Origin of the sequence: Haloferula luteola (assembly GCF_014201715.1) — a bacterium.
GTDB lineage: Bacteria > Verrucomicrobiota > Verrucomicrobiia > Verrucomicrobiales > Akkermansiaceae > Haloferula > Haloferula luteola.
Map to the genome: position 1 here is coordinate 21,987 of NZ_JACHFD010000002.1, position 12,283 is coordinate 34,269.

At 60.1% G+C, this 12,283-nt stretch carries 10 protein-coding genes; 5 read left to right on the top strand and 5 right to left on the bottom strand.

Annotation, left to right across the window (positions count from 1 at the left end; all coding sequences use genetic code 11):
* From HNR46_RS02045 to radC, 4 genes are all read left to right on the top strand, one after another.
* Positions 1-1,599 carry a peptide ABC transporter substrate-binding protein gene (locus HNR46_RS02045; RefSeq protein WP_184015334.1) on the top strand — a complete coding sequence of 533 codons (1,599 nt, stop codon included), beginning with the start codon at positions 1-3 and terminating at the stop codon, positions 1,597-1,599.
* A 1-nt stretch (position 1,600) separates the two neighbouring features.
* Positions 1,601-2,524: an ABC transporter permease gene (locus HNR46_RS02050; RefSeq protein WP_184015336.1), complete on the top strand. Its 924-nt coding sequence runs from the start codon at positions 1,601-1,603 to the stop codon at positions 2,522-2,524.
* On the top strand, positions 2,521-3,516 hold the full coding sequence (locus tag HNR46_RS02055) for an ABC transporter permease (protein ID WP_184015338.1): 996 nt from the start codon (positions 2,521-2,523) through the stop codon (positions 3,514-3,516). The genes HNR46_RS02050 and HNR46_RS02055 overlap by 4 nt, the downstream gene beginning before the upstream one ends.
* Positions 3,517-3,633: 117 nt before the next feature.
* Positions 3,634-4,338 carry a RadC family protein gene (gene radC / locus HNR46_RS02060; protein ID WP_184015339.1) on the top strand — a complete coding sequence of 235 codons (705 nt, stop codon included), beginning with the start codon at positions 3,634-3,636 and terminating at the stop codon, positions 4,336-4,338.
* 117 nt (positions 4,339-4,455) lie between these two features.
* Here the strand turns inward: radC and HNR46_RS02065 are convergent, their stop codons facing one another.
* From HNR46_RS02065 to madL, 5 genes are all read right to left on the bottom strand, one after another.
* Entirely contained in the window at positions 4,456-6,030 is a 1,575-nt protein-coding gene (locus HNR46_RS02065) for a discoidin/SUN/FTP domain-containing protein (protein ID WP_184015341.1), read from the bottom strand.
* Positions 6,031-6,245: 215 nt separating this feature from the next.
* The gene (locus HNR46_RS02070) at positions 6,246-8,687 is read right to left on the bottom strand and encodes a GDSL-type esterase/lipase family protein (RefSeq protein WP_184015343.1); all 2,442 of its coding nucleotides are present in this window, start codon (positions 8,685-8,687) and stop codon (positions 6,246-6,248) included.
* Positions 8,688-8,792: 105 nt separating this feature from the next.
* Positions 8,793-10,256, bottom strand: a complete 1,464-nt coding sequence (locus HNR46_RS02075) for an acyl-CoA synthetase (protein WP_184015345.1) — start codon at positions 10,254-10,256, stop codon at positions 8,793-8,795.
* A 3-nt stretch (positions 10,257-10,259) separates the two neighbouring features.
* Positions 10,260-11,021 carry a malonate transporter subunit MadM gene (madM, locus tag HNR46_RS02080; protein WP_343076006.1) on the bottom strand — a complete coding sequence of 254 codons (762 nt, stop codon included), beginning with the start codon at positions 11,019-11,021 and terminating at the stop codon, positions 10,260-10,262.
* Positions 11,018-11,389 (bottom strand): malonate transporter subunit MadL, encoded by a 372-nt coding sequence (gene madL, locus HNR46_RS02085; protein ID WP_184015349.1) that lies wholly within the window; start codon positions 11,387-11,389, stop codon positions 11,018-11,020. The genes madM and madL overlap by 4 nt, the downstream gene beginning before the upstream one ends.
* Positions 11,390-11,493: 104 nt before the next feature.
* Here madL and HNR46_RS02090 point away from each other — a divergent pair, with 104 nt between their 5' ends.
* Positions 11,494-12,153 (top strand): GntR family transcriptional regulator, encoded by a 660-nt coding sequence (locus HNR46_RS02090; protein WP_184015351.1) that lies wholly within the window; start codon positions 11,494-11,496, stop codon positions 12,151-12,153.
* The last annotated feature ends 130 nt before the right edge of the window (positions 12,154-12,283 follow it).

Sequence of the window (12,283 nt, forward strand, 5' to 3'; positions counted from 1 at the left end):
ATGCCACGCCGTTTTCTCTTTCTGGCCGCCGCCGCCCTCGCCCTTGTCTCCTGTTCGCGTGAGACTCAGGTCGAGCGCGCCAATCGGGAAGGCATCCTGATTCTCGGCAATTCCGGTGAGCCCAAGTCCCTGGACCCCCAACTCGTCACCGGGGTCATCGAAAGTAAGATCATCAACTCCCTGATGGAAGGCTTGGTCGCCGATGATCCCGAAAATGACGACGGCCTGCCCCCTGGCGCCGCGGCCTCCTGGGAGCACAATGACGACCTCACCGAGTGGACCTTCCACCTGCGTCCCGAGGGACGATGGTCCGATGGAGTCCCGTTGACCGCTTCCGACTACGTCTTCTCCTTTCATCGCATGCTCCACCCGGACCTGATCGCTCCGTATGTGGAAATGCTCTATTTCATCGAAAACGCGGAAGCCTTCAACAAAGGCGAAATCTCCGACTTTTCCAAGGTCGGCGTGTGGGCGGACGATGACCTCACCCTGCGCTTCAAACTCCGGGAGCCAGTTCCTTTCCTCCCTTCCCTCACCCGCCACTACACTTGGTTCGCCGTTCCTCGCCACGTCATCCTCCAGCACGGAAAGATGACCGACCGCTTCACCGACTGGAGCGAGCCCCCCAACATGGTCGGCAATGGCCCATTTCGACTGAAATCCTGGAAGTTTCATGACTCCATCGAAGTCGAAAAAAACCCTCACTACTGGGGGGCGGACCAAGTCGCCCTCAATGGCATTCGCTTCCTGCCGATCGAAAACCCCTACACCGAGGCTCGGGCGTTTTTCTCCGGCCAGCTCCATAGCTCCTACACCCTGCCGCCCGACCTGATCGACTCGGTGCGTAAGAAATCCCCCAAATATCTCCGCCAGGAACCCTACGTCGGCACCGTCTTTGTGCGCCTCAACACCACTCGTAAGGGCCTCGACGACCCCCGTGTTCGCAGGGCCCTCGGTCTCGCCATCGACCGCGCCGCACTCACCGAATACGTCCTTGAAGGCTACTTCCCCGCCACCTCACTGACCCCAAAAATGGGCCAGTATGAGCCGGATCCCGTGCTTCGCTTCGACCCGGAAGAAGCCCGTCGGCTCCTCGCCGAAGCGGGCTATCCCGATGGCAAAGGCTTCCCTCGGTTTTCCGTTCTGATCAGCCGCCCGGCTGCCCGTGCCAGCACCGAAGCCCTTCAGGCCATGTGGCGCGAGCACCTCAACATCATCGTCGACATCCAAAACAAAGACTGGGGCTCCTACATCTCCGCCCAACAGTCACTCGACTTCGACATCGCTTCTGCAGGATGGATTGGCGACTACCTCGATCCCACCACCTTCCTCAACCTGTGGACCCAAGGCAACGGCAACAACAACACCGGGTGGAGCAATCCCGAATTCGAAAACCTCCTCGACCAAGCGGCCCACGAGTCCGACGCCGCCCAGCGCCTTGAAATCCTGCGCAAAGCCGAGTCCGTCGTCATGGCCGAACAACCCATCCTGCCCGTCGCCTACTACTCCCGCAACTACCTCCTCCGCCCGGAGGTGAAAGGCTGGCATCCGCTGCTCCTCGACAACCACCCGTTCAAAACCCTCCGCCTCGATCCCTGACATGCTCCGCGCCATTCTTCAGCGACTGCTCCAGGGCGTGCTCGTGCTCTTCGTCCTGTTCACGGTCACCTTCTTCCTCGTCAAAAAACTGCCATACGGCCCGTTCCAGCAGGAGAAAGCGATCCCGGACCACATCCGCGCCAAGGTCGAAGCCTACTACGGGCTCGATCAGCCGACTTCCGTTCAATATTTCAAGCGCCTCGGCAACTACCTGCATGGCGACACCGGGCTCAGCTTGCGGCTTGAAGGCCAACCGGTATCGGCCATCATCGCCCAGGCTTTCCCGACATCCCTTCAGCTCGGTCTCGCAGCCATGGTGGTTTCCCTCGGCGTCGGCATTCCTCTGGGCACACTCGCCGCCGCCAAGAAGAACTCCATGATCGACTTCGGCGCCATGGGCCTGGCCATGATTGGCATCTGCCTTCCTGCCTTCGTCATCGGCCCGATTCTTGCCGAAATCTTCGGCAGGGGTCTTCAACTGCTCCCCGCCATCGGCTGGGAGCCTGCCGACCCCCGCTCGTGGATTCTTCCTGCCATCACCCTGGGTCTCGCCACCGCCGCCTACCTCTCGCGCCTCACCCGCGCCGGCATGCTCGACACCCTTTCCCAAGACTTCGTGCGCACCGCCAAGGCCAAGGGAGTTCCCGGCACCACCATCCTTCTCCGCCACTGCCTGCGGGGCGGCCTCATCCCTGCCGTCGCCTACGTTGGCCCCGCCTTTGCCGGTTTGATTTCCGGATCGGTCGTCATCGAAAGCATCTTCCAAATTCCAGGCCTCGGTCAGCACTTCATCAAGGCCATCGAGACTGGCGATGAACCTGTCATCCTCGCTTCCGTCATGCTTTTCGGCACCTTGATCATCCTCGCGAACTTCCTCACCGACCTTGTCTCCGTGTGGCTCAACCCGCGCCTCCGCACCCGATGAGCACCGCTGCATCTTCTCCCGCTTCCCGCATCGAAAAAGGCGCCTCCCTATGGCAGGACGCTTGGCGACGTTTGTCCAAAAACCGTGCTGCCATGGTCAGCGTCGGCGTCCTCGCCGTCATTCTCCTTGCCTGCATCATCCTGCCCGCCATCCCGAAGTTCCTTCAGGACCCAGGCATGCAGAGCCTCGAAAACAAAAACCTCCCACCCAGTGCGGCTCACTGGTTTGGCACCGACCACCTCGGTCGCGACCTTTTCAGCCGGATCTTATTCGGCGGACGCGTGTCCATCATGGTCGGCCTCATCACCACAATGGTCTCCGTCACCATCGGTATCACTTGGGGGGCGATTTCAGGCTACGTGGGAGGCCGCACCGATGCCTTCATGATGCGGACGGTCGACACCCTCTACGCCTTGCCTTTCCTCGTCATCGTGATCCTGCTCGGTGCGGTCTTGGAGCCCATCACGGGCCACGTCACTGAATTCACCGTGCGTCTCTTCACGCCATCGGGCAGCAGCGCAGCCAAGGCCAATGAGGTGCGCACGGCCGTCGAACCTTTCACCACCCTGGTTCCGCTGTTCATTGCCATCGGCGCCCTGTCCTGGCTCAACGTCTCACGGATCGTTCGCGCCCAAGTTCAAAGCGTCGCCAAACTCGAGTTCGTCGAGGCGGCCCGTTCGCTCGGGCTCGGGCATCTCCGCATCCTTTTCCGCCATATCCTCCCCAACACCCTGGGCCCCATCATCGTCTATACCACGCTGACCATCCCCGGTGTCATGCTTTTCGAAGCCACCCTTTCTTTCCTCGGACTCGGCGTGAAACCCCCGAACTCCTCGTGGGGCATCCTTATCGAAGAAGGAGCCAACCGCATGCTGTCCAACCCGCTTTTGCTCTTCTTCCCCGCCCTCTTTTTCTCCACCACTCTGTTCGCACTGAATTTCCTCGGCGATGGGCTGCGCGACGCACTCGATCCCAAGTCCTCCAAGGACTGATTCTTGGAATGCTCCCGCCGCCTATCCATCGCGGCCGACGCAAAAATACCGACGGGCACACATGATCCTTGAGAATCAGGGAGGGATGAGCTTCAGATAGAAGCCTCCTCCCCTGCCATGAATCTGATTCGCCACCTGCCCAGCGACGAGCGCCCCCGGGAAAAGCTTGCCCGTCTCGGCCCTTCCGCCCTCGACAATTCTGAGCTCATCGCCCTGTTCCTTCGCACCGGGATCAAAGGCAAAAGCGCCATCGAAGTCGGCCGTGATATCCTCCGTCACTTCGGCTCCCTCCATGGGCTCGGCGCCGCCGGCCTCAGCGGCCTCCAGAACTGCCCCGGCCTCGGCCTCGCCAAAGCCAGCCAACTCGCCGCCGCCTTTGAACTTGGCGCCCGCCTCGCTCGAGAACGCATGAATCAACGGCCGCTCGATTCCCCAGAGCGCATCCACGAGGCCTTCGCCCCCCAACTGGCTCACCTCCCCCAGGAAAAACTCCTCCTCGCCATGGTCAATACCCGCCTCGAGCACCTCGGCACGGTCGAAGTCTCCAGTGGCACCCTCACCGAAACGGCCGCTCACCCGCGCGATATCTTTCGCCCCTGCCTCCTCCATCACGCCTGGGGATTCATTCTCATTCACAATCATCCCTCCGGCGATCCCCGCCCAAGCGCTGCAGATACCGAATTCACTCATCGCCTCCACGATGCCGCGGAAATCCTCAACATCCGTTTCCTCGACCACATCATCATCGGCCGCGCAACCGACCACCGCGATCCGTTCTTCTCCTATCGCGAAATGGGAATGATCCACCGCCGTTCCGCCTAACCCCCAACCCTTTCCCATCCATGGGACAGCCGAAGTGCTTGCACACCTCGGCTGCCTCGGGCTCCCGGGACCGTCCGCAACCCACGGACGGGAGTTCCCGGTCGATCAACCCCGAAATCATTCCTCCTCCACTCGGAAAAACCTCTGCTCCGAACCTTCGAACGGCACCGTCTTGGTCGTCAGCCCCACCTCTCCGGGGATCCCGCTTTCCAGCACTTCCGACCAATCCAAGAGATCCTCTGAGGCCGTGATCCGATAGCTCTGCCCCACACCACCCTGCCAGGAAAGGGTCACTTCCTCCAACAGGCGATCCACCGACCAATCGACGAGTTCGAACGCCACCGGCAGAGGAATCACCGACTCCCCCGGAAAAGGAATGAAGTCCGTATAACTTTGGCGGTTTGTCGGCACCGGAAGATCGAATGCCGTCATGTTCTCAATCAAAGTCCACGACTCTCCGTCCGCACTCCCCTCCATATAATAGCGCACCGGATCCCAGCCCGGCAGATTGCCCGCCGTCCCCATCGCATACTCCGTCACCCCGGGTGCCACCGATCCGAAATCAAAGACCACCGGAGCCTTCGCGTCATCGACCCACTTGGTTGTGGGGTCCCCGTCCAGCAAACTCTCCGGACCTTCCTCCGGCACCGGGTTCACCCCGCCGGGATTCGTCACGGCCACTGGAACCACCAAAAAACCCAGTTCATCGTAGAACTCGAATTCGGACAACTGCACAAAGTCCGCCGCGGCATCCCGTGTCGTCACCGGCGTGAACCTCACATAGCGGAAGTTCATTTCCCCTCCCACCACCGACCTTAGCACCAGCGTGCTGGTCGCCGTCACCCCAGACTCCGAGTCCCCAGCCGTGATGGTCAATTCGGTGTCGCCCACTGCCAGCGCCACAGGCGTCGAACCGAACGATGCATTCCCCGTCTCCACCCCGGGCGTGATCGTGATCTCATCAGCAAATGAGGTCTCCCAATCGATCACCGGCTCCTCTCCCTGACGGGAAATGATGCGATCCGCCGTGAACAACTCCACACTTGGCGGCCCCTTGGGCAAGGTTTCCACCACCAGACTGCCCACTGCCACGTCCCCGTTGTTGCCATTCGCAATCCGAATTCGATCAAACTCCAGACCCGCAGTGTACTGAGCTGCCGCCACCGGTGGCTCCGTCAAGTCGTCTCCCGCATACAGTCGAGTACGACCTGTATCGTAGTCGTAGGTCAAGGTCACGATCCCAGGCGTCAGAGGCATGGATGCCACGGCTCGCTCCAGAACCGGAGCCCCTTCCATGCCGATCGAATCGTGCTGGCCGGCCAATTCTCCTAAAAAGATCAACTCCTGATCGCCATCATACAGCGATACACCCGCATAGCCGTCATTGTCACTCAGGAAAGTGAAATCCACCGTCAGCTTCAATACCCGCTCCGCTCCGTCAAACGTGTCGGCGAAATCGGCGAAAATCAATCGGGCTGCCCCTCGCGTATCGATCGCTCCATCCTGCACGGTCAGCACGGATCCGTCATTCTGGGACCACGCCAGACCGACGTCCGGCAGCTTGCCGGGCAATTCAGTGCCGTTGGGATCATCCAAATCATCGGAAAAAAGCACTTCCGCTCGGAGCGGGGAGGAGACGACCAACAAACAAGACACCGCCAACAGGCGGGAAGGACGGAGGATGGGTTTCACAATCAGGGTTTGAGATGGGGTTCAATCGCCGGGCCTGGGTGACCCGCCGGAGCCGATGAAAACGTCGACTCTTCCCATCCATGCGGATTCCGCACCTCTCCTCCGCCAGGGAATTCCGAAAAAGCACAACTCCACCTCGCAATCCCCATCCCCAAATCCATCGAAAGCCGGCCACTCGTGAGAATGACCGGCTTCCTTGATTCCCCAGAAAAACCTTACGGCTGCTCCTCGACGGTCAGCCGCAGAAATTGCCGCGACTCCCCATCGGTTGAAATCTCAACTGCTCGCCACTCCAGAGGCGGCTCGCTCGCTTCCACCACATCCGTCATCGTCTGCCATTCCACCAGATCCGTAGATCCCTCCACGCCCAGCACAACATCCGTTGCTTCAACGTTTCGTGGGAAACGCACGCGGAAAGTGCCATCGGCCCATTCGGTCGTCACCGGATTGGCCTCCTGGCTTCGGGGATCGGTGCCCGTCGCATATTCCCACAAATTGCTGCGACCGTCGCCATCAGGATCCGCCCCATTCCCCCACAAACTCGCTTCCAGCTCGGCATCGGCCAGCTCCGCCTCACTGAAGTGGGCTGCTCTCCAGGTCACCAGCCCCGGCGGTGCATCCGCTGCCGAAACCACCACCTCCATCGCTCCGATGTAAGCGAAGCCCCCTGCCACCGACAGCATGTCGATGAACACCTGGCCATAGGCATCCGGTCGCACACCCGAGATGACCACAACCTCGTCATCGTTGCCGGCATAGGTTCCATTGCTCCCAATGCTGGGACCACTCGTTTGCAAAGTCGCCGCCTGCCGCTCTGTGCCATAAATTGCATATTCGGTGGAACGCACATCGCTGGTTTCCCGCGTGGCAAAAATCCGAAACTCATAGGAAAAATCCGGATCCAATCCACTGAACATGAATCCACCGGGCACGTCATCACTGCCACCATCGTCGAGATCATCCGCCGTGGAATAGAAGTAATCCTCCGTGGCCGTCTCCACCGCCAGATCCCCCAACAAGGCCTCACTTGGGCCATTGCCGCCGAATAGGCCTCCATTGCGCCGGCCATTGACCGCATAGCCTCCCGTGATCACCCAGCGCACTCCGGTTGCACTGCCATCCGTGGTCACAATCCCGCGCTTATGTTCACCAGAATTGATACCAACTCCGCCGTTCAGCGTGTACCAGTTGTTCCAATAGTGCCCACGCACATCAGGACTCGCCGTATCGTGGCCATCCAGCTCCAGAACATCGTCCGGTCCGAAATCGAACAACATCCGATCTCCTGCCACCCATTCACGTTCCAACGATTCTCCATCGTAGATCGGTTGATTCGGGTCGACCACCGCCTCCAAAGCCGGTCGAACCACCTCCAACCACTTCGCGTAGCCGGCACGATTCAAATGGATCGGATCCACATACAAATCGTCCAATTCCTGGGTGGTTAAGTCCTCGAAGATCGAGGGGAGATCGACGAAATAGGTGTGGGGATCGGTCTCCGCCGTCGCCTCGATCAACGCATTCGCGGTCAAGCGAGCATCCTTCGTCCCATCATTGGCCGGAGTCCGCGTCACCCCCAAATAAAGAAATGGAACTTCCGGCAATTCACGCCGCAGCAACATCAGGAAGGTCCGAAAATCTTCATGCACTTCCTCGCCCGTCCGGCCTCCGGACAAATCATTGGTGCCTGCCCACATCACAATCGCCGAGGGCTGATAGGGTTTCACCAAATGAGGAATCGTCGTATCCATGTCGGCGAGCCACGAACCACCCCAGCCACGCTGGAGCACCCGATAGTCGGCAAAATCCCGCGTCACCGACTCCCAGCGACGAATGCTGGAACTGCCCACGAACAGGACCGCGCCTTGACCCGGATCATCCAATCCGTCCTGGGTCACCCAGGTCGCGAGGTCCGCAGGCACATCGCCGTCGATCACCGGCACCTCTTCTCCTTCCACGATCTCCATGAGACCCAGATATGCGTAGGCTCCTTCGGCCACGGTCAGAGTCACCTCCACCGAACCATTGCTGTCGGCTTGAATCCCATCAAACTGTAAAATCGTATCGTCATTCCCATTCGGATAGCTCGCGCTTCCCGACCCAGAACCGGAAGTTTGCAGCTCCTGGGATTGCACCCCGCTCGCCGCCGTCACCGTGTAGAGAGAGCGTCGGATATCCGTCGTATTGCGGGTTCCAAAAAAGCGAAACTGATACCGTCGATCCGGCTTCAAACCCGAAATCGTCAAACTCCCCGTTCCACCTCCACCGCTCCCGGTTTCCACGAAAAAGTAGTCTTGCGTCGCCGACGCAATCGCGAGGTCCCCCAACCATGTTTCCTCGGGAGCGAGCAAACCGCCATTGAGGATCCCATTCGATCGCCAGATTCCCGCACTGCAAGTCACCGCCAACGGCGTCGGCGTCCCATCCGTCTCCACCAAGTTCACCGCGGCCAAGCCGGTCGGCTGATCAAACTCTGCCAGACCCAGATTGTTCCAATAGGCACCGTTCCCATCGGGACTTTCCGTCACCGCTCCGTCCACGCCATTATTCCGGCCAAAGTCGACGCGAATCGTTCCCGTCTCTGCATACGCGATCCCTGCCACCAACAGGAGCGACGCGGACGCAATTTTCCTCAATTTCCATGGGTCTTTTCTCATCTTGGGTAGGCGATACCAACCGCCCCCCTCACCTCCTGTCGAGATTATTGTATACAAAGAAAGTCATCGCTCGTGGGCGCTTTCTCAGTGCCCCCCAGTGCCCCTTCACACCCCAAATAAGGCGGCAACTTCCCTCTTCGCCACTTTGCCCATCGCGTTGCGCGGCAGAGCCTCGACCTCCAACCACTGCCGGGGCTGCTTGTAGTCCGATAGTTTGTCGGATGCCCAATCCCTCAAACTCTCCAAGCCGGGCAAAGGCACCAAGCCGGATCCGACCACCACCATCGCGACGGTTTCCCCCCACTTTTCATCCGGCAACCCGACCACCGCACATTCCTGCACCGCAGGATGCTCCAGAAACACCGCCTCAATTTCCAACGCCGAGAGCTTATACCCGCCGCTTTTGATGATATCCACCGAAAGCCGACCCAAGATCCGGTATTGCCCATCCTCCCTTACCGCGAGGTCCCCCGTACGGAACCAATCTCCGTCAAAGGCTTCTGCCGTCGCTTCCGGTCGGTTCCAATAGCCACGAAACACGGCAGGCCCACGAACCTGCACCTCACCAGGATCCCGCTCTCCCTCCACCGATTCCCCGGTTTCTGATACCAGCCGAACCTCAACCCCCGGAAGCGGCACCCCCACCGATCCACAACGCCGCTCCCCACGAAGTTCGTGCGAAAGAATCATCCCGGTCTCCGTCATGCCATAGCGCTCCAAAAGCACCTGTCCCGTCAGCCGCCGCCACCTTTCATGGAGAGAAGCAGGCAGTGCAGCCGATCCCGAAACCATCAGTCGCAAATCCCGAAAACCCGCCACGGCCGCCGGATCCTCACCTGCCTCCAATCGATCGAGGAGCATCGCATAGATCGTCGGCACCGCCATGAATACCGTGAAAGCACCGGCTCCCACCCGATCAAGCACTGCCTTCATCTCAAAGCGCGGGAAAGCCTCCACACGGGCACCCGAGGCGAGAGCACAGCTCAGGATATTGACGATTCCATGCACATGGTGGAGCGGCAAGAATAGCGGTATGCGATCCTCAGCACTCCACTCCCAGGCCTCCCTCAACGCGTCGATTTGAGCCGCCATCGCTCCATGGGTCGTCACCACCCCTTTCGGCCGGCTGGTCGTTCCACTGGTGAACAACATCATCGCCGGATCCTCCGCAGACATCTGAGGCAAAGCCTGGCATTCGCCAGCCAACAGACCCTCAAAAGAGGCCACCTCCACACCTGGAATGCCGGTATCTGCCCCCTCCTTGGAAAGAAACAGTCCGGCTCCAGTCTCCTCCAAAAGAAAGGCCTTCTCCCGCTCCGTCGCAGAACCCGAAATCGGCACCGCGACCCCACCCGCACGCCAGATGCCCCACTGCGTCACCACATACTCCCATCCTGATGGCATCTGAAAAGCCACCCTCGCTCCGCCGAGACTCCGGCGCCCCTTCAACAAAAATCCCGCCACCCTCGCCGAGGCCTCCACCAACTCGTCATAACGATACTCTCCCGCCCGATCACGAATCGCGATCCGGTCAGAAAATTGCAAAGCTCGAGAAATCCATTCACTCATGAGTCAAACCATCCAGCGCAGCACAATGAACAAAATCGAAGGGCACAACAAACATCCTAACCCCGTGAAAAACGTCGCCGTCATCGCCCCATAAGGCACCAACTTCGGGTCAGTCGCCGCCAACCCTCCGGCCACCCCACTCGTGGTTCCCATCAATCCCCCAAAAACCATCGCCGAACGTGGATTGTCGAGCCCGATGCGCCGCGCCACCACAGGCGTAAAAATCATCACCAGAATCGATTTCACCAAGCCCGTCGCGATGCTCAACGCGATCACTTCAGGAGTCGCCCCCAACGCCGTCCCCGTGACGGGCCCAACAATATAGGTCGCCGCCCCCGCACCCAGCGTCGCCAGGCTCACAGGATCACGATAACCCGCCGAAAACGCCACCGCCGCGCCCACCGCAAACGATCCCACGACCCCCACCAACAACGCCACCACCCCACCCGGGCCAGAGCGACGCAACTCATCCAACCCCACCCCCATGGCCGTCGCCACAATCGCAATATCCCGAATCATCGCCCCTCCCAGAAGACCCACACCCGCCAAAAGGGGCACATCGGCGAGCCCTTTCGTGCCCCCCGTCCAAAGCCCCCCAAGATAGGCCAACACAAGCCCCAGAAAGATCGCGATCGCCGATCCATGGATCCGATTTCGCGTCCCCTTCGCCGAAATGACCCAAGAGACTCCCATGAGAGCCCCAATGAAAATGAAGGCGATCACCAAAGGATACTTGTCAGCAAGCTCGTCCAGAATCGCCCTCACTTCGCCCCTCCCTCTTGGTCGCCAATCCGCCGGATCCACGGCACCAACGCAAATCCCCCCACCACCACCCCCGCCCCTGCAGCCAAGGCAATCCATCCCCCCATCACCGCCGCCCGCACATTTTGCGAAGCCGCCATCGCGACAGTCACGGGAAGATAGATCGAACTCCAGAATCTCACCCCTTCTCCCGTCAACTGCGGCAGCTTGGACGTGCGCCGAAGTCGATCGTTCCCCGCCACCAGCAGCAGCATCGCCAACCCCACCCCTCCCACATCCGCATGGATTCCCAATGCCGCACCCAATAAGCGTCCTGCCAGAAGTCCGAGAAACAGACATCCACAAAGCAAGGCAGTTCCGTAAATCACCATGGGTTGGGTTTTTGGGCTTCTCTCCCGCTACGAAAGCGACCCTTTCGCCGACAAGCGAAAAGGCCATTGGACGATGGGCGATGACACTCTAGCATGTGCCCACCATGGCGAGGCGCAGCGCTGACGACATCCGACAATCCCTTGAAGAACAGATTGTTGAGGGACAATGGAAGAACGGTGAACGGCTTGACGAAGTCCAGCTGGCGGAACGCTTTGGCGTTTCCCGCACCCCGCTTCGTGAAGCCCTCCGAATGCTGGCAGGCTCCGGACTCATCGAATTGATCCCCCGCCGGGGAGCCTTCGTTCGCCACCCCGGAGTGGTCGAATTGGTCGAAATGTTCGAGGTCATGGCCGAACTCGAAGCCCTTTGCGGTCGCCTTGCCGCCCGGCGCATCGGTCCTGGAGAAATGGTCAAGGTCTCCGCCGCCGTCGCCGCCTGCGAGGCCGCACTCAAAACGGACGACACCGACGCCTACTACCTCGCCAACGAACGATTCCACCAGGCAATCTACCAAGCCGCCGGGAATGACTTCCTGACATCCGAAACCATCCGTCTCCAGAAGCGGCTCCGGCCATTCCGCCGCATGCAACTCCGCGCCGCAGGTCGGCTCCGGCAATCGATGGAAGAACACGCCGCCATTCACCAGGCCCTGCAAGCCCACGACTCCGAGGCGGCGGCTGACGCACTGCGCACCCACGTCGCCGTTCAGGGTGAAAAATTTCACCTGCTATTCTCCCTTCTCGAGAATTCCCAGGCCTCCTGATCGACTCCGATCCACCCTGAATACGGCTTTTCTCGTAGCCACCTCAAGGCACTTTCCCACTGATCTTCAGCGCTTTCCCGCAACATCGACAATACCCTCACAGGAATCGTTTCACTTCCTGGACCCTTAG

Bases quoted from the DNA above. Each gene is read 5' to 3' on its own strand.
- HNR46_RS02045 (WP_184015334.1), top strand. From the start codon at position 1: ATGCCACGCCGTTTTCTCTTTCTGGCCGCCGCCGCCCTCGCCCTTGTC.
- madL (WP_184015349.1), bottom strand. From the start codon at position 11,389: ATGGTGATTTACGGAACTGCCTTGCTTTGTGGATGTCTGTTTCTCGGA.
- HNR46_RS02050 (WP_184015336.1), top strand. From the start codon at position 1,601: ATGCTCCGCGCCATTCTTCAGCGACTGCTCCAGGGCGTGCTCGTGCTC.
- radC (WP_184015339.1), top strand. From the start codon at position 3,634: ATGAATCTGATTCGCCACCTGCCCAGCGACGAGCGCCCCCGGGAAAAG.
- HNR46_RS02075 (WP_184015345.1), bottom strand. From the start codon at position 10,256: ATGAGTGAATGGATTTCTCGAGCTTTGCAATTTTCTGACCGGATCGCG.
- HNR46_RS02090 (WP_184015351.1), top strand. From the start codon at position 11,494: ATGGCGAGGCGCAGCGCTGACGACATCCGACAATCCCTTGAAGAACAG.
- HNR46_RS02070 (WP_184015343.1), bottom strand. From the start codon at position 8,687: ATGAGAAAAGACCCATGGAAATTGAGGAAAATTGCGTCCGCGTCGCTC.
- HNR46_RS02055 (WP_184015338.1), top strand. From the start codon at position 2,521: ATGAGCACCGCTGCATCTTCTCCCGCTTCCCGCATCGAAAAAGGCGCC.